We start from the raw sequence: 21,270 nt of genomic DNA, 5'->3' as shown, positions 1-21,270 counted from the left end.
CCTCGTTTCCCTGTGCGATCCGCTAGCCTCGAGAGGCTCGGCGGTTCGGCACCGGGTCGGTGTCCGTGTCGCTCTGACTCGAATTAAGTTACGCAGCTGCGAACGCGAAGTCAAATCGCCTGGTAGACGCGGTGTTTCCCGAGGCTTTCGCACCTGGTCGCGGCCATTCGCGTGCGAGACCCGGCGGTCGAGCCGACGCCGGCGGCAATCCGCCGGTCACGGCGATCCATTGGCAACTGATCATTCGTCCAGCTCTGGACGATCTTCGAAACTTCCCCTCACCTGCCGACATGACATGACACACGTAGACACCCCACCCCCTCCGAGATACAGTTTGCCGACGTTCAGCAATTTTCCAGTTAACGTCAGGGTGGAAGGAGGCCGAGGTGACGGAGGATCTCGACTCGGTCGAACGTCGCGCCTGGAGCGCGGTGGTCACCCTCGCGATGCGAGTGCCGAGCGCGCTCGACTCGCGGCTGCAACGCGAGTTCGGCGTGACCCATTTCGAGTACCGGGTCATGGCCCTGCTGCGGGAGGCGCCGGACCATCGGATGCAGCTGAGCCTGCTCGCGGCCAGGGGGCACGGGTCCATCTCCCGGCTCTCCCACGTGGTGTCCAAGCTGGAACGGGTGGGCTGGGCCAAGCGGGCGGCGGCGGAATCGGGACGCGGCGTGGACGCGGTGCTCACCGAGACCGGGCTGGCCAAGGTGGCCGAGGCGACACCGGAGTACCTGGTCGCGGTGCGCAGGCTGGTCCTCGACGGACTCGACGAGCCGCAGAAGGCCGAGCTGGCCTCGCTGGGGGAACGGATCTCCGACCATCTGCTCGACACCCTCGGCGAGCCCGACGCCGGCGAACCGACCCTCGCCCGCTGACCTCCGACGACACGACGCCGCCCCGGTCGATGACCGGGGCGGCGTTGTCGGTGGCGGGGATCAGGCGTTGTCGGGGCGCCAGGTGGCCACCGCCCAGATCACCACGACGCTGATGATGATGATCAGGATCGACCACCAGGGGTAGTACGGCAGCCACAGGAAGTTCGCGATGATCGCGAGTGCGGCGATCACCATGGCCGCCACCCGTCCCCAGGTCTGACCGGCCAGCAGGCCGATCGCGACGATCACGGCGATCGCGCCCAGGACGATGTGCCACCAACCCCAGGCTGTCAGGTCGAACTGGTAGAGGTACTCGGGCCCGACGACGATCAGATCGTCGTTGGCGACAGCCGAGATACCTTCGAGGATCTGCAGGACACCGACCACGGCCAACAGAATGCCTGCGCCGATGGATGTTCCTGCCGCGATTCCCTCACGTACCGGGTGCTGATTCTGATCTGTCATCGCTCGGCCTTCCCGTCGGGTCAACGGATGTGCCACCACGGCACACGCCAACGGTAGAAACCCGACGGGGCCGCGCGCCTCACCCGTTGTGGGTGAACTCGCCTACCCGGCGGACCGGGCGCAATGTCTTGCCGAGGTCGGTGCGGAGGGTGAACAGCGTGTCCAGCAGGTAGTTCTGCCGGACCCGCCACGGACGGCGGTCGCCCTGCCGGGGGAACAGGGCGATCGAGCGCTGGATGTAGCCGGAGTTCAGGTCGAGCAGCGGGCGTTCGCCGAGCTTGCCCGTCGGCTCCGGGACGACGGCGGGCACCCCGGTCCGGTCGATGTGGGCGAGGACCTTGCAGACCAGGCGCGAGGTGAGATCGGCGCGCAGCGTCCACGAGGCATTGGTGTAGCCGACGCAGATCGCGAAATTGGGCAGGCCGGTGAGCATCGCGCCCTGCCAGACGAACTGGTCCGACAGCGGGACCGGGGTGCCGTCCACCGAGGGCGCGATCCCACCGAAGGCGAGCAGCCGCAGGCCGGTGGCGGTGACGATGATGTCGGCGGGCAGGACCTTGCCCGACGCGAGCTGGATGCCCTCGGGGACGAAGCGGTCGATCCGGTCGGTGACGACGGTCGCCTTGCCCTTCTTCATCGCCTTGAAGAAGTCGGCGTCGGGCGCGGCGCAGAGGCGCTGGTCCCAGGGGTCGTAGTCGGGGGTGAAGTGCTCGGCGACCAGCTTGTCGTCTTTGAGGATGCGGGAGGTGAGGCCGGTGAGCAGCTTGCGCGCGGCGGCGGGGCGGCGACGGCAGTACTGGTAGAAACCGATGTTGAACAGGATGTTCTTGGTCCGGATCAGCCGATGCGCGAGGTCGGCGGGCAGCGCTTCGCGGATCTTGTCGGCCTGCTTGTCGCGGCCGGGCACCGCGCTGATCCAGGTGGGGGTGCGCTGGAGCATGGTGACGTGCTCGGCCTCGCCGGCCAGCGAGGGCACCAGGGTGACCGCGGTCGCGCCGCTGCCGATGACGACCACCCGCTTGTCGCGCACGTCCAGATCGGTGGGCCAGAACTGCGGGTGCACGATGGTGCCGTCGAAGTCGGCGCGACCGGTGAACTCGGGGGTGTGCGGCTGCAGATAGTCGTAGTAGCCGGCGCAGGCGTAGAGGAAACCGCAGGTCAGGGTGCTCAGCTCGGGGCCGTCGGGGCCCTCGTGGGCGATGGTGAGCTGCCAGCGCGCCTGCGCCGACGACCAGTCGGCACCGATCACCCGGGAACCGAAGCGGATGCGCCCGTCGATGCCGTTCTCCCTGGCCGTCTCGCGGATGTAGTCCAGGATCGCGGCGCCGTCGGCGATGGAACGGGCCGCGCGCCAGGGCTTGAACGGGTAGCCCAGGGTGAACATGTCCGAGTCGGAGCGGATGCCCGGGTAGCGGAAAAGATCCCAGGTACCGCCGAGATCGGCGCGGGCCTCGAGGATGGCGTAGCTGCGGTGCGGGTGTTCGGTCTGCAGCCGGTACGCGGCCCCGATGCCGGACAGTCCGGCGCCGACGATGACGACGTCGAGGTGTTCGGGGGCAACGGCGGAGTCGGTCATGGGGTCCAGTGTGCACCCTTCGCTATCCTCGATGCAGTGTCGATCTTTCGACGTGCGGGATGGTTGCTCGTCGGCGCACTGGTCATCGTGCTGGGTACGGCAATCGCCGGATGGCCCGTCTTCGTCAACCCGCAGCTGGACCCGCTGCGTCGCGCCGATGTGATCGTGGTGCTCGGCGGCACCCCCTACGAACGCTTCGACCTCGGCATCGAGCTCGCCCAGCAGGGCTACGCGCCCGAGGTGCTGATCTCGCAGTCCACCGGGGCCGACGACCCGATGATGGACAAGTACTGCGGCGGCCGATTCGCCTTCCGGGTCTCGTGTTTCCTGCCCGATCCGTGGACCACCGACGGCGAGGCGCGCGAAATCATCCGGCGGGCAAAGATTTACGGCTGGCGCCACATCATCGTGGTGACGTTCACGCCGCACATCTCCCGCGCCCGCTACATCGTCGGCCGGTGTTTCGACGGCGAGATCACCATGGTCGCCAGTCCCACCGACACCGGGCTGGAATTCTGGGCCTGGATGTATGTGCGCCAATCCGCCGGGTACGTGCGGGCTTTCGTGAACCAGCATTGTGAGACCTCCGGAAATTCCGCGTCCCGGCTTCTAGAGTGACACCAAAGCGCGGCCGGGTGCCGGGCCGCGCGGGTGGCACGGGCGAGAGGACCGCCGATGCTGGTGGAGGATCTGCGCACCGTCGGCGACGACGCGCTGCGCACCCAGATCTGCGTCATCGGCTCGGGCCCGGCCGGGCTGACGGTCGCCACCGAACTGGCCGCGGCGGGACTGCAGGTGCTGGTCCTGGAGAGCGGTGACCACGACATCGGCCCCACCGAAACAGAATTCGCCGCCATCGACAGCATCGGCGCGCCACGCCTGCCACCCGACCGGATAGCGGGGAGCCGCGTTCTCGGCGGCAGCTCGCGGGTCTGGGCCGGGCGCTGCGGCCTGCTCGACGATCTCGACTTCGCCACCCGGCCGTGGGTCCGCCGATCGGGCTGGCCGATCGAGGCGACCGCGCTGCACCCCTACGCCGACCGCGCCGCCGCGCACGCCGGACTCGGGCACGGCGGCGGGTTCACCGACGCCGAGTTCTGGCCGCTCGCCGGCCGTCCGGCGCCCGTCACCGGACTCGACACCGCGTCGCTGCGCCCGTACTTCTGGCAGTTCAGCCGAGACCCGGGGAACCGATTCGACAGCAAACGGTGGGGTCCCGCGGTGCGCGATGTCGTCGCGCCGACCGCGCGGGTGCTGGTGAACGCGACCGTCACCCATCTCGACACCGATGCCACCGGGGCGCACGTGAATTCGGTCGAGGTGACCGGCGCGGGCGGACGCGTGCGCACTGTCGAGGCGCGGCTGTTCGTGCTCGCGGCGGGCGGGATCGATACGCCACGGCTGCTGCTGGCCTCGCGGCGCACCGTCGCGGGCGGCATCGGGAACCGATACGACCAGGTGGGGCGCTATCTGATCGATCATCGCAGCGGCGTGGTCGGGACGCTGTCCCCCGCCGCCGCGGGCGCGGCGCTGGCCCGGTTCGGCAAGTACGTGGTGCGGGGACCGCGCGGCAAGCACACCTATCTGCACGGGCTCGCCCTGTCCCCCGAAGTCCAGCGCGGGGAAGCGCTGCTCAACTGCGCGCTGTGGTTGCAGGAGGTCACCGCGCCCGACGATCCGTGGGACGCGGTGAAGCGGGTGCTCGGCGGACGGGGCCGCTGGCAGGACGGGCGGATCATGGTGTCGGACACCCGGCTGCTGCTGGCCGGCGCGCGGCGCAGGCTGATCGATGGGGTCGGGCTGCCGCACCGGCTGACCGGGGTCGAGGTGTGGGCGATGGTCGAGCAGGCACCCGATCCGGAGAGCCGGGTGCGGTTGTCGCAGCGCACCGACCCGGTGGGAATGCCGCTGCCCCAGGTGGATTGGCGCGTCGACGCGCGCGAGGACGCGACCGTGCGACGGGCGACGGCACTGCTGGTGGCCGAGTTCGCGCGGCTCGGGCTGCCCGCGCCGGCGATCGTGCCCGCGGCCAGGGCGGGCAGTACCGAGCCGCTGGCGCTGGCCGACCGGGCGCATCCGAGCGGCACCACCAGGATGTCGGCCGATCCCCGGCACGGGGTGGTTGACCGGCACTGCCGGGTGCACGGCGTGGACAACCTCTACATCGCGGGCAGTTCGGTCTTCCCGACGAACGGGCACGTCAACCCGACGCTGACGGTGCTCGCGCTGGCCGTGCGCCTGGCCGACACCCTCCGCGAGGTCCTGCGCGCCCAGCGCTGATCCGGCCGCGCCCCGGATTAGGCTGACCGGGTGCAGGACTCGTCTTCGACCATCCATCCGCACGAACCGCACGCGGAGGGACTCGCGTCGCGGTTGAACTGGCTGCGCGCCGGGGTGCTCGGCGCGAACGACGGCATCGTGTCCACCGCGGGTCTCGTCGTCGGCGTCGCAGCGACGACGAACAACACCCACACGATCCTCACCGCGGGCGTGGCCGGCCTGGTCGCGGGCGCGATCTCGATGGCCGCGGGCGAGTACGTGTCGGTCAGCACCCAGCGGGACTCGGAGAAGGCGCTGCTGGCCAAGGAGCGCCGGGAACTGGCCGAGGATCCCGCGGCGGAACTGGCCGAGCTGACCGGGATCTACGAGGCCAAGGGGCTCAGCCCGGCGACCGCCCGCACGGTGGCCGAGGAACTCACCGCCCACGACGCGTTCACCGCGCACGCCGAAGCCGAACTCCGGCTCGATCCCACCGAGCTCACCAATCCGTGGGCCGCGGCGGGTTCGTCGGCGGTCGCGTTCACCTGCGGCGCGCTGCTGCCGCTGATCGCGATCGCGATCCCGCCCGCGCAGTGGCGGGTCCCGGTGACCTTCGCGGCGGTGCTGCTCGCCCTTGCCCTCACCGGATCGGTGAGCGCGCGGCTGGGCGGCAGCCGCCGGGGCAAGGCGGTGCTGCGGGTGGTGCTCGGCGGCGCGCTGGCCATGGCGATCACCTACGCGATCGGCATGCTCACCGACACCCTCGGCGGTTGACGCCGGTCAGCGGGTCGGCCCGAGATCAAGCCTGCGGGTGACCCGGTCGACGACGTCGGGCGGCATGCCGGGTTCGCGGCGGGCGGCCTGGGCCTCGCGCCTGCCCGCCTCGAGGACGGCCGAGCGGACGGCCCGCAGCTGCGAGGCGAGTTTGCGTTCCTGGTCGAGGGCGGCCTTGGCGTCGGCGTCGGCCGCCTCCGGGTCGGCCTTGGCCGAGAGGTGACGCAGGGTGTCCTTGATGTCCTCGTAGACGTCGTCGGGCAGGCCGTCGCGGGCGGCGATCATCTTCAGCTCGGCGAGTTCGGCCCGCACCACCCTGGTCCACAGCTGCTGTTCGACCGCGCGTTCCTGGCGGGTGTCGGCGTGCACGCCGGTGATCCGCACGACCAGCGGCAGGGTGATGCCCTGCACGAGCAGGGTGAACAGGACGACGGCGAAGGCGACGAACAGGATCTCCGAGCGGGCCGGGAAATCCGCGCCGGAATCGATGGTGAACGGCACGGCCAGCGCCAGCGCGACCGTGGCCACCCCGCGCATCCCCGCCCACCAGGTGACGATCACCTCGCGCCAGGTGAACGGCTCGTCGGTGTAGCGCCAGAGCCGGGTGCTCACCGCCCAGGTGACCAGCAACCAGGCCAGCCGCAGCAGCACGACGACCGCGATCACCGCGGCGGTGACCCCGGCCAGCGACGGCCAGCCGTGCCCGGTGGTCTCGATGACCACGCGCAGTTCCAGGCCGATCAGCGCGAACGCGAATCCGGTGATCAGCATTTCGGCGATGTCCCAGAACGCGTCGGCGACCAGGCGGTAGTCGCGGTCGCCGATCTCGGTCACCGCGTCGGTGAGGTACAGCGCGCACACCAGCACCGCGAGGACCGCGGAGCCCTCCCAGTGCTCGGCGACGCCGTAGGCGACGAACGGCAGCAGCAGGCTCAGGGCCACCTGGGCGGTCGCGTTGTCGAGGTACTTGGTGAGCTTGCTGCCCACCCAGCCGAGCACCAGGCCGACCACGAGACCGACCACCGCGGCCAGCACGAAGTCACCGAGGGCGTGCCACGGCGAGAACAGGCCGGTCACCACGGCCTGGATGCCGACGGTGTAGATGACGATCGCGGTGACGTCGTTGAACAGGCCCTCCCCGCCCAGGGTGACGATCAGCCGGCGGGGCAGGCCGAGTCTGCCCGCCATCGAGGTGGCGGCGACCGGGTCGGGCGGGGCGACCAGCGCACCGAGCACCACGCCCGCCGCGACGGCGGTCGCCGGGTTCCAGGCGTGGAAGACCGCGGCCACCGCGACGGCGGTGACGATCACCAGCCCGACCGCGCGCAGCGCGATGATCTGCCAGTTCTCGGCGAACTGCCGCCAGGAGGTGCGCCGGGCGGCGGCGTAGAGCAGCGGCGGGAGGACCAGCGGCAGGATCAGTTCGGGTGGGATGTTCAGGCTCGGGACGGCGGGGATCAGCGCGAGCAGACAGCCGAACACGGTCATCAGGATGGACGGCGCGATCCCCAGCCTGCCGCCGAGCGATTCGGCGAGCACCGTCACGAGCAGGATCACCAGAGTGAGTACCAACTGGTCCATAGCGGATCAGTCTCACCGACGGTGGCGACGCGCGGCGGCCGACCCGCCGCCCGTCACGGCAGCACGGCCGCGGCGGGCGGAACGAAGATCGGCGGCAGCGGGAACGGCAACTGGATGACCGGCGGCGGTGGAGGCGGCGGCGGGGGCGCCGGTTCGGGCGCCGGGATCGGCTCGGGTGCGGGCGGGGGCGGCGGCGGCGCGTAGACCGGCGGTTCGTACACCGGCGGCGGCTCGAACGCGGGCGGCGGCGCCTGGACCGGCGCCGGTTCGGGTGGCAGCGGCTCCGCGGGTGGCGGGGGCGGCGGCGCGGGGGCGGCGGGGACCGCGGCGTCGGGGGTGGTCACCGTGCACTGCCACTGACCGTCGGTCTCGACCCGCCAGTGGGCGACGATGCCGCCCGCCGAGCAGTTGCCGCCGACCCGGCGGGCAGGCCACGGTGGCGCGAAGGCGACTTCCTGGCCCGATACCTCGGCGTCGACCGGCAGGCCGTTGGCGTCCGACCCCATCGGATTGACGGTCGACGGATCGTTCTCGTCGCCCTGATTCGCCCGCAGCACCAACCCGAGCGCCACGACCAGCGCCAGCAACGCGGCCAGCACCGCCGCGATCGCGATCACCCGGGTACTGCCTCCGGTCCCCTGGTCGGGATCCTCGCCGCCGTCTGCCATGGATCGCACCGCCTTCGCCCAGTGGACTCGGACTGCCTCGTCCAGCAGGCTACCGCACGGTTGCTCGAACCGGGCTCGGCTCGAGCCGACAACCACTGGCCAGGGACTATACCTATATTCAGTGGTTGCCGGATGTTTACCTGATCGCGACCCTGACCTTCACCGCATCAGCGTCGGTGTTGTGCAACGCCTGGGCGATGAGCGTGCTGAGGTCGATCTGCGGGCCCGTCGCCGTGATCGACTCGGTGAGCGGACGCAGTCCGGGCAGCAGCGCCGAGAGCTCGGGGCCGAGCTCGTTCAGCTTGGCGGTGAGCTGCTGGAGGAACGGCACCAGGCCGCCGTCGCGCAGATACATCTCCGGGTCGCCGCCCGCCGCGCTGACCCGCCCGACCGACTCGACGAACTCGTCGATGACCTGGCTCAGCCGCACGAAGGCGGGCGCCGCGGCCGAGGTGGCCGGTCCGGCCCAGCCGATGTCGCCGGAGACGTACTCGAAGTTGTTCTGCAGTTCGGCGATGGCGGGCGCCCGGCTCATGATGGCCGCGGCGAGCAGGTCGCCCGCCCTGGCCAGCTCCGGGATGACGTTCTCCGTGCCGGTCATCGCCTGCCCGAGCGTGTCGACGAGCGATCCGACGACCGCCGGGTCGAGCTGCTCGACGGTCTTGGTGACCAGCCGCGCGACCTCGGGGATCGACATCGGCGTGCGCACGTTCTCCCCGGACAGCCGCTGGCCGTCGGTCAGATACGGCCCGTCCGCGCTGCGCGGCACGAACTGCACGTACGGCTCGCCCAGCGAGGACAGGTGCTCGATGGTGACGATGCTGCTCATCGGCACCTTGTTCGCGGCGCCGAACTCGAAGCCGACCCGCACGCCACCGGTGGCCGAGGTATCGACCGCGGTGACCTTGCCGATCTCGATGCCGGTCAGCAGGATCGGCGAGCCGACGCTGAGGCCGCCGGAGTTCGCCAGTTCGATCGAGGCCTCGGTGTAGTCGGCGAACGGGTCGACCCGCACCACCCCGAAGGTCAGGTAGCTCGCACCGAGCACGGTGATGGCGGCGATGCCGCCCAGCGAGGCGAGGGCACCGATCTTCATCGCACCATTCCGATCATCCGCAGCGCGGTCACGATCTGCTCCACCTGCTCCTGTTCGGCGACCCGCACGCCGGTGACGTTCACCTTCGGGCCGCGTTCGGCGAAGGGAATCACCTTGTCGCGCAACAGCGCGGTCAGCAGGGCCATGTTCGTCGACGAGCGCAGATCGGCCGAGCCGCCGGTGGCCAGCGGCAGGAACGCCGTCGCCGCTGCGTCGCCCGCGTTCGCGATCGGTTCCAGCCAGGTCAGCGAGGAGCCGACCGGGCCGAGTGCCAGGAAGATGGCCATGGTCTTGGCGATCGAGTCCTGGGTGCCCGAGAGTGCCCGCACGGCTTCGGGACTCAGGATGTGGGTGAGCTCGGCGTCGATGCCGACCATGACCTCGGCATTGGCGGCCAGGCCGTTGACCAGCAGGTCGACTTGGTCCAGATGGGCGGCCAGATCGGCGGCGTCGGCGCCCATCACCGCCGAGATCCGCGCGGTCTCCTTGGGATCGGCGGGCATCACCGAGTTCACCCGGCCGATCATCTCCTGCAGCTGACCGATCGCGCCGCCCTGCACGAACAGCGCCATGGTGGCCATCGTGTCTTCCAGCTGCACCGGCGGTTTCGTGCGTTCGATCGGAATGGTGCCGCCGTCGCGCAGCAGCGTGCCGAAGCCGTCCTTCGGGGTGGTCAGCGCGACGTGGATGTCGCCGAGGATGGTGTCCTGGCGCAGTTCGGCGATGGTGGTGGTCGGCAGCCGGACGGAGTCGAGGATGTCGGCCTCGACGACGACGTACCCGCCGCGACCGGCGGGCGCGTCGGCGGGCTGGATCACCCGGACGGTGTCGACGGTGCCGATCTCGGCGCCGTTGGCGATCACCTTCGACTTGGCGGGCAGGTTCAGCGCGCTGCTGAACTCGATCTGCACGCGGTAGGTCGGGCCCGCGACGGTGGAGCCGGGCACCGGCACCTCGGCCGGGTCGAAACCGCAGCCGCCGGCCGCGAGACCGGCCGCGACCACCAGCGCGATCATGGTGCGCCGCAGTGTCTTACGCGAGTTCATCGGGCACCTGCCATTCCCAGCACGACCTGCACGAGGTTCACATCGGTCAGGCCCTGCGCCGGATCGGCGCACTGCCCGGGGAGCAGCGCGTTCACCGCGGCGCACACCTGGTCGGCCTCGCCGCCGGGCAGCGCCACCTTCGGCGCGGCGTAGGTGATCGCGGTGCCGCCCGCGGCGCTCTGGAAGGCCGAGGTCAGCGCGGGCATCTTCAGCACCACCTCGCGCAGCGATCCGACGTTGGCGCGCAACAACTTCACCAGCGGGACGGCGCCGTCGAGGGCGCCGATCAGCGGGTCACCGAGGATGGTGGTGACGTCGTTGAGCATCGGCAGCAGCTCGCGCAGACCGTCGAACAGCGTGGTCGCGGGGCCGAGCAGGTCGTCGGAGGCCTGGTTGAGCAGTGGTGCCAGCCGGACCAGCATCGATTGCAGGTCACCCCAGTTGGCGGCGACCCGGTTCGAGACCGAGGCGAACGCGTCGAACAGACCGGCCAGGTGGCCGATGTCGGCGTCGGGCTTGTTCATCGCCGAGCCGAGCTTGTGCACCAGTTCGTTGACCGTCGGGCCGACGCCCTCGGTCGCGCGGTCCAGCGAGGACAGCCCGTCCACGAGCGCGCTCGGCTGCCCGGCCTCGACGCCGGAGAGCTCTTCGGACAGGCTCGCCAGCGCGGTCAGCGTCTCGGTGATGGACTTGGGCGTCAGCGTCTTGGTGATGCAGCCGCCGGTGAACTTCGTGGTGTCCTTGCCGCTGGTCAGCACGGCCAGATTGCGGTCGGCGGCAACGGAATACGCGACGGTGGTCGCGGAGGCGTCGGCGTAGACCGGATGGTCGGCGTCGACCTCGAACTCGACGCGCACCTTGGCGCCCTCGTTGCGCACCGCGGTCACCTCGCCGACGTCGATGCCGCGCATCGTGACGTGGTTGCCCGGGTACAGCCCGATCGCGTCGGGCATGAGCGCGCAATAGGATTCGGTCTTCTTCAGCGGATCGAAGGTGACGAAGTAGCCGGCGATCACCAGCACCGCCAGCACGCCGACCCCGGCGATCGACATGAACGCCTGGGATCCGAGCAGTCGTTTCAGCATCAGCACGCCTTCCCCGGCAGCGGCACGCAGACGCGCGCGCCGGACTGGTCGACCACGACGCCCGCGTCCGGGGTCACCAGCTGCGACAGCTTGGTCTGCAGGTCGTGCACGGTCCCCAGGACCGGCTCGAACCCGCCTTCGAGCTGCTGCAGGCGCGGCAGCGCGTCGGCCAGTGCCTGGGCCTGCGGTTTCAGCGTGGAATCCCAGCTGGGCGCGAGCCCGGCGAGCCGATTCACCACCGAGACCAGCAGCCGGACCGCCTCGGCCAGTTCGGCCTTCTTGCTCAGCAGCACGTCCTCGAGCAGGTTCACGTTGTCCATCAGCCTGCCCAGGTCGGACTTGGCGCCGTCGTACATGGAGATGTATTCGTCGAGGATGGCGATCGACTTCGACACCTGCGAGCGCTGCCGGTCGAGCATGTCGACGTACTTGCCGACGGTGTCGAGGGTCGAGCGCAGCGCCTCCGGGGAGGCCGCGATCGCGGTGTTGGCGGCGGCCAGGTTCTTGCGCACCGTGTCGCCGTCGACGGCGGCCAGCGGCGTGGTGGCGTCCTGGAAGGTCTCGATCAGGCTGTAGGGCAGGCGGATTCGATCGGCGGGGATCGGCTGCTCACCCAGCGGTCGTGAACCGGCCGGGTAGAGCGCGACGTAGTGACCGCCGACGACGGTGAGCATGCGCACGTCGAGGGAGGTCTGGTCGCCGACGAAGACGTCGGAGTCGACGGTGAACTCCATCAGCACCTTGTCCGGTTTCAGCTCGAGCGAGACGACGCTGCCGACCGAGATACCGGCCAGGCGCACGTCGTCGCCCTCGCGCACGGACTGCGCCTCGCTCAGCTCGGCGGTGTAGGTGTGCTTGCCCAGCGGCACCACGTAGATCACCGCGGCGCCGATCATGAACAGCACCACCAGGCTCAGGCCGATGATGCCCATTCGCAGTTCGCGGGCGCGCTTGCCCGCCTCGTCCAGGATCGGGCGATCACCGGCGAAGAACTTCAGGCGTTGCATACCGTCACCTTCTGTCCGGCGATCAGCACCTGCAGCGGCGCGGGCACCTGGGCGGCGCCGTTGCTGCAGTGCGGCGTGAAGTCGGCGAAATCGCGGGACAGCGACGCGTCGACCGTGGCGAGCAGCCCGGGCAGCCGCCCGAAGACCGCGACCGCCTCCTGCGGGTCGGGGAACAGGCCGCGGATCATCGCGTCGACCTCGGCGCTGCCGCCCTCGACCAGGCCGAGCGAGGCCAGCAGCCGGTCGACCGGGGCCAGCACCGACGGCGCGGTGGCCGCGAACTGCGCGACACCGCCGATATTGCGCTGCATCGCCTCGAAGATGTCGGTGAGCCGGGCCAGCAGCGGCAGCAGGTAGCCGACGCGGCCGCCGTGCCGGTCGCCCAGCGTCGACAGGTTGCGGATCAGGGTGTCGATGACCTGCTGGCGGTCCTCGGCGTAGCTCGCGAGCTGGTCGATCGCGGTCAGCGCGGGGCCGAGGCCGCTGCCGTCACCCTCGATGACGGCGAGCATGCTCGCGGTGAACTGGTTGATCGCCTCCGGCGACAGCGTCGCCAGCACCGGCTTCAGGCCGCTGAAGAGGCTGGTCACGTCGAACGACGGGACGGTCATGTGCGCGCCGATCCGGGCGTCGGCGGCGATCCGCGTGCCCGGGTTGGGCGCCTGCTGCAGGTCGATGTAGCGCTGGCCGGTCAGGTTCTGGTAGCGGATGGCCAGCTTGCTGTTGTCGTAGATCGGGGTGTCGGTCTTGACCGTCAGGTGGACTTTGGCCTTGTCGCCCTCGAGGCTGATCTTCTCGATCTTGCCGACCTGCACGCCGAACATCCGCACGTCGTTGCCGACCTTGAGGCCGTTGGCGTCGGTGAACAGCGCGTCGTGGGCCTCGGTGTCACCGGAGACCGGGCGCTTGATCAGGGTGAAGACGAGTCCGAGCACGGCCAGCATGACCAGCGAGAACACGCCGAGTCGCAGTGCGACACCGCGAATCTTCATCACGCACCGGCCTTTCCGAACAGCGGCACCGCGATGGCGGGCACGCCGCTGAGCTCGACGTCGAGGTTGAGCACCGGGCCGTTCGGGCCGTCCGGCATGGCGCCGCGCAGGTTGGTCAGCAGGGCCTGCAGGTCGGCGCCGGTCTGCCGCGCGTTCGGCGACATCTGGGCCAGCGCGAACAGCATCGGCGCGAGCATGTCGGTGGTCTCGGCGAAGTGGCCGCCCGCGGTGGTGAGCGTGGTGGTCAGGGCGGGCAGGATGCTGCCGCCGATCACGCCGACGCCGATGTCGTAGCGGTCCTTGTCGACCTGGGTCACCTTGATGTCGCTGAGCTTGTCGATCACCTGCATGGTGGCGCCGGCGAACTGGCCGCCGCCGTCGAAGGCGGGGCCGAGCTTGCCGAACAGCTCCGAGGGCGACACGTCCTGGTTGTCGGCGATGGTCTTCGCCATCGTGATCAGCGCCTGGACCAGCGGGGTGAAGGCCTTGAAGTCGGCGGCCAGCTGGGAGATGACCGTGGCCATCTGCGGGCTGGTCACCGTCATGCCGACCTGCGAGAGGCTGCGCAGGATCGCGCTCATCGTCGCGTCGTAGACCCGGCCGGAGTTGGCCCCGGTCAGGTCGAGCACCGTGCCCGCGCGCAGCGGCGCGCCGCCGGTGCCGCGGCGCAGCTCCAGCTCGGCGATGCCGAACAGGTTGGTCGGGGCGTAGTCGACGGCGAGACTGTCGTCGATGCCGTGCAGGCGGTCGGCGTCGAGCAGCAGCGAGATCCGCTGGGTGCCGCGCTCGCCGGGGGTCACCTCGGCGACCTCGCCGACGGTGACGCCGTCGATGCGGACCTGGCTGCCCGCGCTGATGCCGTCACCGAGGTGTTCGGTGTGCAGCGCGATCCGCAGGCCGTCTTCGGTCCTCAGCGTGCGGTAGCAGACCGTGGCGAGCACGACCGCGGCGATGAGGCCGAGGATGATCGCGCCGGTCAGCCGCGCGGTGCGCCGATCGGCGGCGACGCCGGGCATTCCGTAGTTAGGCACTAGCTCACCCCGTAAAACTGATCGCCGAGTTGAAGCCCCAGAGCACGATCGACAGCACCATGTCGATGGCGACGATGGCCACCGAGCTGGCGCGCACCGCGCGACCGGAGGCGATGCCGACGCCCTCGGGGCCGCCGGTGGCGAAGAACCCGAAGTAGCTGTGCACCAGGATCACCACCGTGCCGAACACGGCCACCTTGATGACGGCGGCGATCATGTCGAACCCGGAGATGAACTGGAAGAAGTAGTGGTCGTAGACGCCGGCCGACTGGCCGTAGACCATCGTGAGCAGCCCGCGGCAGGCGCCGTAGGACAGGATCAGCGCGATCAGGAAGGTCGGCACGATGGCGATCGCGCCCGCGATGACGCGGGTGGTCACCACGAACGGCACCGAGCGCAGGCCCAGCGCCTCGATCGCGTCGATCTCCTCGGAGATGCGCATCGAGCCGATCTCGGCGGTGATCCGGCAGCCCGCCTGGGCGGCGAAGCCGATGGCCGCCGCGATCGGGGCCAGCTCGCGGGTGGTGGCGTAGGCCGAGATCACGCCGGTCACCGGGCCCATGCCGAGCATGTCGAGCGAGGCGAAGGATTCGACGCCGACCGAGGCGCCCATCACCAGGCCGAGCACGATCATCATCGGGACGGTGCCGCCGCCGACGATGATCGACCCGCGACCCCAGGTCATGTCGGTGACCGCGCGCAGCGTCTCGTCCCGGTAGCGGCGCAGCGTCAGCGGCACCGAGGACAGCACCTGCCAGACGAACACCGCGACGAAGCCGAGCGATTCGCCCGCCGAGCCGATCCGCTTGCCGAGCCGGGCCGGCTTGCGCAGCCAGTGCAGGGAGGTGGGGATATAGGAGGAGGCAGCCATCACGCCAGCTTCGTCGGCAGGAACATGGCGCTGATCTGGGTGGCCAGCAGGTTCACGATCGCGATCGAGACCACCGAGAGCACCACGGCCGCGTTCACCGCGTCGGCGACACCGCGCGGACCGCCCTTGGCCTCCAGCCCGCGCTGGCAGGAGATGACGACGACCAGGAAGCCGAAGATCAGCGCCTTGAGCAGCGACACCCACACGTCACCGGCGGTGGCGAAGGAACCGAAGGTCGACCAGTAGCTGCCCGGGGTCACGCCCTGGCCGCCGACGGCGACCGCGTACCCGGCGAGCACGCCGACGAAGATGATCAGCACGTTGAGCATCGGCGCGACGATGAGCATCGCCATCATGCGCGGGATGACGAGCCGGTGCACCGGGCTGATGCCCATGGTGTTGAGCGCGTCGATCTCCTCGCGGATGGTGCGCGCGCCGAGGTCGGCGGCGATCGCGGCCGCGCCCGCGCCGCCGAGCAGGAAGCCGGTGGCGATGGGCGCGCCCTGCTTGATGACGCCGAGACCGCCGGTCGCGCCGAGCATGGAGTCGGCGCCCAGGCTGTGGATCAGGTTGCCGACCTGGATCGAGACGATCACGCCGAACGGGATGGCCATCAGGATCGCGGGGATCGCGGTGACCGTGATCAGCCGCCAGGCCTGGACGAGGGTCTCGCGCCACTGGAAATGTCCGCGGGCGATATCGGCGACGGTGCCGGTGACCGACTCCTGCGCGAGGTCGACCGCGCGCCCGAAGGTCCGCAACGACGACACGACCGTGTCGGTGAAGTTCTTGCGGACGATCTGGGTGGCGGAATCCGGCTTCGCGGAATGCAGATCGGTGGACATCAGCGATGCCCCCGGCCCGCTCGCGAAGCGCGGAGCATGGTGATTTTCATACCGCACTCTCTGGCTTCGGCGTGGTGCCAACTCCAGCAAGCTAGCCGGTACTCTGCGTCACAACAAAATTTCGGGGTGGTGACCCTCGTCGCTTTTTCGCGGTTTCAATGACAGATCACCACCCCCTGTGATCCGCAACACTTCAGCTACGGACTTGCGGCCAGGAACACAAAAGCGGCGAACAACGCCAGGTGAACGCCACTGTGCAGGAGGGTCGCGCGGCCGGGAACGATGGTCAGCGTGCTCACCACGACGGTCAGCGCGAGCAACACCATCTGGGTGGCGCCGAGGCCGAGCACCAGCGGCCCGCTCAGCCAGATCGTCGCCAGGGCGATCACCGGAATGGTGAGGCCGATGCTGGCCATGGCCGAGCCGAGCGCCAGGTTCAGGCCGATCTGCACCTGGTTGCGGCGCGCGGAGTTGACCGCGGCCAGCGTCTCCGGCAGCAGCACCAGCATCGCGATCACCACGCCGACCGCCGACTGCGGCAACCCGGCCGAGGCGACGCCCGCCTCCAGCGCGGGCGAGACCACCTTGGCCAGGCCGACCACACAGACCAGCGCGAGCACCAGCATGCCCAGACTGATCAGCGCCGCCCGGTTGGACGGCGAGTGGTCGTGGATATCGGCGTCGTCGACCGCGCCGCCGTCCTCCACCGGGAGGAAGTCGTCGGGGTGGCGCACCGTCTGCACCATCACGAACAGCAGATACAGCGCCAGCGAGGCGACCGCGGCGAAGGCCAGCTGCGCGGGCGAGAACTCCGGGCCCGGCTTGCTGGTGGTGAAGGTCGGCAGCACCAGGCTCAGCGTCGCCAGGGTGGCGACGGTGGCCAGCGCGGCACCGGTGCCCTCGGAGTTGAACACCGCGACCCGCCTGCGCAGCGCGCCGACGAGCAGGACCAGGCCGAAGATGCCGTTACAGGTGATCATCACCGCGGCGAAGACGGTATCGCGGGCCAGCGAGGCCGCCTTGTCGCCACCGGAGATCATCATCGTCACGATCAGCGCCACCTCGATCACGGTGACGGCCACGGCCAGCACGAGCGAGCCGAACGGTTCGCCGACCCGATGGGCGACCACCTCCGCGTGATAGACCGCGGCCAGTACCGCGCCGACCAGCGCGGCGCTGACCAGCGCCACCACGAGTCCAGGCACGTCGCGCCCCCAGGTGACGGCGAGTACGAGCGCGGCGAGTATCGGGACTAAGAGGGTCCATCTGGTCGTCAACGCGGCAATCATGGCCTCCATCGTTCCAGCCGCGCCGGAGTGCGCCGGGATACGCGGCCGCGAAAGATCCGCCGATGGATTCCCCGGGACCGCCTCGATGGGGAACAATTCAGCCCGTGCGGACCCAGTTCACCCTCGAGCTCGTTGCCCTGTCCAACGATCTCACCCTGATGTCGCGCTTGGCCCATGATGCGACCGAGCGAGTCACCGAGGCGCTGGCAGGCGCCGACCTGACCGCCGCCTACGAGGTCTTCGCGCTCGACGAGCAGCTCCAGCAGATGTTCGCCGCCTGCGAGAGCCGCACCATGGCCCTGCTCGCGTTGCAGGCGCCGGTCGCCCGCGACCTACGACACGTGGTGACCGCGATCCAGATCGCCGGGGAACTCTCGCGGATCGGCAGGCGCACCGAGACCGCCGGCCAGTACGTGTACCGCGCGCATCCGCGCGCCGTCGCGCCGGAGCCGGTCGTCGCCGAGCTGGTGGCGATGGGCATGCTCGCCGCGGAAAGCGTTGCGCGGGTGAGCGCGTCGGTCGCGACCGGCCGCTTCACCGAGGACGACGGCACCGCGGCCGCCACCATGGAGACCCGCTGCGGGCAGCTGCGCACGGTGCTGACCACGGCGGAGATCGGTGTCGGCACCGGCCCGGCGATCGATCTGGCGTTGCTGGGCAGCCAGTTCCAGCGCTGCGTCGACCACGCCGCCCGCATCGCCCGCCTGATCCGCTTCCTGGACACCGGGATTCCGCCGGAGACCGGCACCCTGCCCGACTGATCCGCTCAGTCGAGCAGCGGAAACCGGCCAGAGCCGAGCAATCCGGTGATCGCCGCGATCTTCTCCCTCGGTGCCGCGTAATCCGGGTGCGCGGTCAGCACCGCCGCCGCGTCCCGCAGGTCACGCAGCTGCGCCGCCGCCTCCGCGACCGTCCGGCCACCCGGCCGCACCGCGTGTTTCGTGTAGACCGGGCGCGCGGGATCGATCCGCCCGAGCTCCCCCGCGCGGGTCACCCGCCGCGCGCACCGGCACGGCGCCGCCGGATTCGCCAGCCCGCACGCGCTGCGCAGGAAGGCGCCGAGCCGCTGTTTGGCCCGCTCCCAGCGCTTCTGGTACGCGGCCGGGGTGATGTCGAGCACCCAGGCCGCCTCGGCCACCGAGAGGCCGAACACCTCACCGAGGACGAAGGCGATCCGCTCGTCCCGGCTCAGGCATTGCAGGACCGCCTGGGTGCAGCTGAGCCGGACCTCCTCGGCGAGCAGGGTGGCCTCGGGTCCGCGATAGTCCTCGGTGGCCAGCCCGTCGAGCAGACTCGCGCCGAACTCGTCGAGGCCGACCCGGTCGCGCTCGAGTGCCGAACGCCGGTGCTGGGAGATCAGATAGTTCGCCCCGACCCGATAGGCCCAGGTGCGCAGGGCGGCCTCGCCGCGCCAGGTCGACAACCGCGTGACCACCCGGATCAAGATCTCCTGCACCGCGTCCTCGGCGTCGGCGGGACGGCCGGTCATCCGCAGTGCCAGGCGGTACAGGGGATCCTGCAGGTGCGCGATCACCTCGCCCAACGCCGCCCGGTCGCCCGCGACGGCGCGGGCGACCAGTGCGGCCTCGTCGGTCTCCATGCCGACATTGTCGCCGGTCACGCCAGTAGCCCGTGCCGATCCAGCCAGCCCGCAACGGATTTCGCGATCGCCACCGGCTGGTCCTCCGGCGCGTGGTGCGAGCCCCGCCCCACCGATTCCACCTCGAGGTCGGCGAAGGTGGCCGCCGCCCAGGCGATCACCTCGGCACCGCCGAGTCCGACGGCGGGTTCGACCGTCATCAGCAGCTTGGGCACGCCCGCGCTCGCCGCCATCCACGCGCCGTAGGCGTCCACCCTGGCCACGACGTCGGCGGGCTCGCCGTCGAGCGGGAACTCCCTGGCCCAGGCCAGCATCGGCGCCCGCGAGGCCGGAGTGGGATAGGGCGCGCGATAGGCGTCGAGGTCGGCCTCGGTGAGCGCGGGGACCAGGGTCGGCAGGTTGTATTCGATGAACTTGTTCTCCGCGAGCACCGCCTGTTCGCCCGCGGGCGACCGGAACAGCCGGAACATCTCGGCCGAGCGGGCGGGCAGGTCCGACCAGCGCAGCGGGCGCAGGAAGGTCTCGATCACCGCGATCCCGGCGACCCGGCCGGGATGCCGAGCGGCGAAGTCCATGGCCAGGGTGCCGCCCCAGTCGTGGCCGACCAGGATCGGATCGGTCAGGTCGAGCGCGTCGAACCAGGCGTCGAGGTAGCGGGCGTGATCGTCGAGGCGGTAGGCGATCTCGGGTTTGCCGGAGGCGCCCATCCCGATCAGGTCGGGGGCCAGGCAGCGGGCGTGTTCGCGGACCACCGGCAGCACGTCGCGCCACAGGTAGGAGCTGGTGGGGTTGCCGTGCAGGAAGACGACGGGTCGGGTGTCGGCACCCGCGTCGCTGTAGGAGATGAACGAGTCGATGACGTCGACGGTCGGCATGGCCGGTTCCTTTCGCTGAATGATCCTTCCCCCGGTTGGACGCGCGGAACCGGCCGCCGCCGACACGGATTCACCGTGACGTGCGTCACTCCGGGTTTACGGCACTCCACCGCAGGTCACCACCCTCGATAGGCGAACGCTATTGAGCCGCAATTCCTTTGCGGTGCCCTGTGCCGAACGTCATAGCCGACAATCGGATACGACACCCGGTGCGGCCGTTAGGTTGTGCCGGTTCATTTTCGACGAAGGCATGTGGGTGGTACGGGCATGAAATGGTCATCGATCAGCAGCTCTCCGCTGGGCAAGGCGCTGCTGGCGCTGGCCGCGGCGGTGATCGTCGGCGTCGTGCTCACCGTGGCCAACTCGATGCTGGACAAGGTGAGTCCCACCGCGCCGGGGCCCGGTCCGGCGAGCGCGGCGACGGTGTCGGGCAAGGAGATCGGCGATCTGGTCGGCAAACTCGTTGTCGCCAAGGAAGGCCCGATGACGGGCTACACCAGGGAGAAGTTCCCGCACTGGGACACCAACAAGCCCGAACACGGCTTCGGCGGCGACCTGGCGCAGTACACCAAGTGCACCAGCCGCGACGTGATGATGCTGCGCGACGCGACCGGCAAGGTCACCCTCGACCCGAAGACCTGTGAGCTGACGATCCCCGCGGGCGCCGGCTGGCAGGACCACTACGGCTTCGTGGACAAGAAGACCGGCGAGCTCGGGCCGTACAAGTTCATCACCGACCCGGCCAAGGTCGACGCCGAGCACATCGTGGCGCTGGCCGAGGCGTGGCGGTCCGGCGCCGCCGACCGCGACGAGGACACCCGCCGCCGCATCGCCAACGACTCGATGAACCTGGTCGCCGCCGATCCCTCGGCCAACCGCTCCAAGGGTGATCAGGACCCGGCGAACTACCTGCCGCCCGGCAATTTCCGGTGCGTCTATATCGAGCATTACGTCAAGGTCAAGATAAAGTACGCCCTGACCGTTGATACCGCCGAGCACACCGCGTTGCGCACCGCAGTCGACGACTGCCTCCGCCGAGGAGAGTTCAAATAAGCGAGACGATCGAGATCACCGCCGAGAGCGCCGTCATGACCGAAGAGGAAGGGACGGTGTCCGGCGAGCTCGACGTCATGCTCGACGACGCGGGCAAGGGCCTCGTCCGCTACCGCGGTACCGATACCTGGTACACCATCGGCAACATCGACTGCGAACCCCCACGCGTGTGGGACACCGTCGCCGACCTGGTGAAGGCGATCAAGAAGGTCGCGGGCACCCGCGACGTGACGGGGAACACGGTCGTCTTCGAAGCATGAGGCCGGAGCTGGCAATCTGGTA

The 21,270-nt window shown here is 70.1% G+C and carries 22 protein-coding genes; 7 read left to right on the top strand and 15 right to left on the bottom strand.

Annotated features, from left to right (window positions below; translation table 11 throughout):
- Window positions 1-386 precede the first annotated feature (386 nt).
- Entirely contained in the window at window positions 387-875 is a 489-nt protein-coding gene (locus tag ACZ3KJ_RS34470) for a MarR family winged helix-turn-helix transcriptional regulator (protein WP_355284974.1), read from the top strand.
- A 60-nt stretch (window positions 876-935) separates the two neighbouring features.
- Here ACZ3KJ_RS34470 and ACZ3KJ_RS34465 read toward each other — a convergent pair whose 3' ends face one another.
- Both ACZ3KJ_RS34465 and ACZ3KJ_RS34460 read right to left on the bottom strand, forming a co-directional pair.
- Complete coding sequence (locus ACZ3KJ_RS34465) at window positions 936-1,340, bottom strand: DUF7144 family membrane protein (protein WP_355284971.1); 405 nt, start codon at window positions 1,338-1,340, stop codon at window positions 936-938.
- 79 nt (window positions 1,341-1,419) lie between these two features.
- On the bottom strand, window positions 1,420-2,916 hold the full coding sequence (locus tag ACZ3KJ_RS34460; RefSeq protein WP_355284969.1) for a flavin-containing monooxygenase: 1,497 nt from the start codon (window positions 2,914-2,916) through the stop codon (window positions 1,420-1,422).
- Window positions 2,917-2,952: 36 nt separating this feature from the next.
- Between ACZ3KJ_RS34460 and ACZ3KJ_RS34455 the strand changes: the two genes are divergently transcribed.
- Genes ACZ3KJ_RS34455 through ACZ3KJ_RS34445 form a run of 3 tightly spaced genes read left to right on the top strand, consistent with a single transcriptional unit; the run spans window position 2,953 to window position 5,949 of the window.
- The gene (locus ACZ3KJ_RS34455) at window positions 2,953-3,534 is read left to right on the top strand and encodes a YdcF family protein (RefSeq protein ID WP_467532790.1); all 582 of its coding nucleotides are present in this window, start codon (window positions 2,953-2,955) and stop codon (window positions 3,532-3,534) included.
- A 57-nt stretch (window positions 3,535-3,591) separates the two neighbouring features.
- The gene (locus ACZ3KJ_RS34450) at window positions 3,592-5,196 is read left to right on the top strand and encodes a GMC family oxidoreductase (RefSeq protein ID WP_355284966.1); all 1,605 of its coding nucleotides are present in this window, start codon (window positions 3,592-3,594) and stop codon (window positions 5,194-5,196) included.
- 30 nt (window positions 5,197-5,226) lie between these two features.
- Window positions 5,227-5,949: a VIT1/CCC1 transporter family protein gene (locus ACZ3KJ_RS34445; RefSeq protein ID WP_355284963.1), complete on the top strand. Its 723-nt coding sequence runs from the start codon at window positions 5,227-5,229 to the stop codon at window positions 5,947-5,949.
- A 6-nt stretch (window positions 5,950-5,955) separates the two neighbouring features.
- Here the strand turns inward: ACZ3KJ_RS34445 and ACZ3KJ_RS34440 are convergent, their stop codons facing one another.
- From ACZ3KJ_RS34440 to ACZ3KJ_RS34390, 11 genes are all read right to left on the bottom strand, one after another.
- The gene (locus ACZ3KJ_RS34440; RefSeq protein ID WP_355284961.1) at window positions 5,956-7,530 is read right to left on the bottom strand and encodes a Na+/H+ antiporter; all 1,575 of its coding nucleotides are present in this window, start codon (window positions 7,528-7,530) and stop codon (window positions 5,956-5,958) included.
- A 53-nt stretch (window positions 7,531-7,583) separates the two neighbouring features.
- Window positions 7,584-8,198, bottom strand: coding sequence for a hypothetical protein (locus ACZ3KJ_RS34435; RefSeq protein WP_387163773.1), 615 nt, complete (start codon window positions 8,196-8,198; stop codon window positions 7,584-7,586).
- Window positions 8,199-8,334: 136 nt separating this feature from the next.
- Window positions 8,335-9,294, bottom strand: a complete 960-nt coding sequence (locus ACZ3KJ_RS34430; protein ID WP_355284108.1) for an MlaD family protein — start codon at window positions 9,292-9,294, stop codon at window positions 8,335-8,337.
- Window positions 9,291-10,310, bottom strand: coding sequence for an MlaD family protein (locus tag ACZ3KJ_RS34425; protein WP_467532786.1), 1,020 nt, complete (start codon window positions 10,308-10,310; stop codon window positions 9,291-9,293). The genes ACZ3KJ_RS34430 and ACZ3KJ_RS34425 overlap by 4 nt, the downstream gene beginning before the upstream one ends.
- A gap of 26 nt (window positions 10,311-10,336) precedes the next feature.
- On the bottom strand, window positions 10,337-11,425 hold the full coding sequence (locus tag ACZ3KJ_RS34420; RefSeq protein ID WP_355284113.1) for an MlaD family protein: 1,089 nt from the start codon (window positions 11,423-11,425) through the stop codon (window positions 10,337-10,339).
- Complete coding sequence (locus ACZ3KJ_RS34415; protein ID WP_355284116.1) at window positions 11,425-12,432, bottom strand: MlaD family protein; 1,008 nt, start codon at window positions 12,430-12,432, stop codon at window positions 11,425-11,427. The genes ACZ3KJ_RS34420 and ACZ3KJ_RS34415 overlap by 1 nt, the downstream gene beginning before the upstream one ends.
- Window positions 12,420-13,424 carry an MlaD family protein gene (locus ACZ3KJ_RS34410; RefSeq protein WP_355284119.1) on the bottom strand — a complete coding sequence of 335 codons (1,005 nt, stop codon included), beginning with the start codon at window positions 13,422-13,424 and terminating at the stop codon, window positions 12,420-12,422. The genes ACZ3KJ_RS34415 and ACZ3KJ_RS34410 overlap by 13 nt, the downstream gene beginning before the upstream one ends.
- Window positions 13,424-14,455 (bottom strand): MlaD family protein, encoded by a 1,032-nt coding sequence (locus tag ACZ3KJ_RS34405; protein WP_355284121.1) that lies wholly within the window; start codon window positions 14,453-14,455, stop codon window positions 13,424-13,426. The genes ACZ3KJ_RS34410 and ACZ3KJ_RS34405 overlap by 1 nt, the downstream gene beginning before the upstream one ends.
- 4 nt (window positions 14,456-14,459) lie before the next feature.
- Window positions 14,460-15,326, bottom strand: coding sequence for an MlaE family ABC transporter permease (locus ACZ3KJ_RS34400; protein WP_355284124.1), 867 nt, complete (start codon window positions 15,324-15,326; stop codon window positions 14,460-14,462).
- Entirely contained in the window at window positions 15,326-16,171 is an 846-nt protein-coding gene (locus ACZ3KJ_RS34395; RefSeq protein WP_355284127.1) for an MlaE family ABC transporter permease, read from the bottom strand. The genes ACZ3KJ_RS34400 and ACZ3KJ_RS34395 overlap by 1 nt, the downstream gene beginning before the upstream one ends.
- Window positions 16,172-16,368: 197 nt before the next feature.
- The gene (locus ACZ3KJ_RS34390; RefSeq protein WP_387163766.1) at window positions 16,369-17,469 is read right to left on the bottom strand and encodes a calcium:cation antiporter; all 1,101 of its coding nucleotides are present in this window, start codon (window positions 17,467-17,469) and stop codon (window positions 16,369-16,371) included.
- A 95-nt stretch (window positions 17,470-17,564) separates the two neighbouring features.
- Between ACZ3KJ_RS34390 and ACZ3KJ_RS34385 the strand changes: the two genes are divergently transcribed.
- The gene (locus ACZ3KJ_RS34385; protein WP_355284133.1) at window positions 17,565-18,221 is read left to right on the top strand and encodes a phosphate signaling complex PhoU family protein; all 657 of its coding nucleotides are present in this window, start codon (window positions 17,565-17,567) and stop codon (window positions 18,219-18,221) included.
- A 5-nt stretch (window positions 18,222-18,226) separates the two neighbouring features.
- Here ACZ3KJ_RS34385 and ACZ3KJ_RS34380 read toward each other — a convergent pair whose 3' ends face one another.
- Together ACZ3KJ_RS34380 and ACZ3KJ_RS34375 are read right to left on the bottom strand one after the other, a co-directional pair.
- Window positions 18,227-19,060: an RNA polymerase sigma factor gene (locus ACZ3KJ_RS34380; RefSeq protein ID WP_355284136.1), complete on the bottom strand. Its 834-nt coding sequence runs from the start codon at window positions 19,058-19,060 to the stop codon at window positions 18,227-18,229.
- Window positions 19,061-19,077: 17 nt separating this feature from the next.
- Entirely contained in the window at window positions 19,078-20,001 is a 924-nt protein-coding gene (locus tag ACZ3KJ_RS34375; RefSeq protein WP_355284139.1) for a haloalkane dehalogenase, read from the bottom strand.
- 201 nt (window positions 20,002-20,202) lie between these two features.
- Between ACZ3KJ_RS34375 and ACZ3KJ_RS34370 the strand changes: the two genes are divergently transcribed.
- Both ACZ3KJ_RS34370 and ACZ3KJ_RS34365 read left to right on the top strand, forming a co-directional pair.
- Complete coding sequence (locus tag ACZ3KJ_RS34370) at window positions 20,203-20,988, top strand: HNH endonuclease family protein (protein ID WP_355284142.1); 786 nt, start codon at window positions 20,203-20,205, stop codon at window positions 20,986-20,988.
- Between the two features lie 35 nt (window positions 20,989-21,023).
- Window positions 21,024-21,248, top strand: a complete 225-nt coding sequence (locus tag ACZ3KJ_RS34365; protein WP_355284144.1) for a hypothetical protein — start codon at window positions 21,024-21,026, stop codon at window positions 21,246-21,248.
- Window positions 21,249-21,270: the final 22 nt, after the last annotated feature.

It is taken from the genome of Streptomyces sp. NPDC003248, from assembly GCF_055563235.1.
This window is presented reverse-complemented; position numbering and strand designations above follow the sequence as displayed.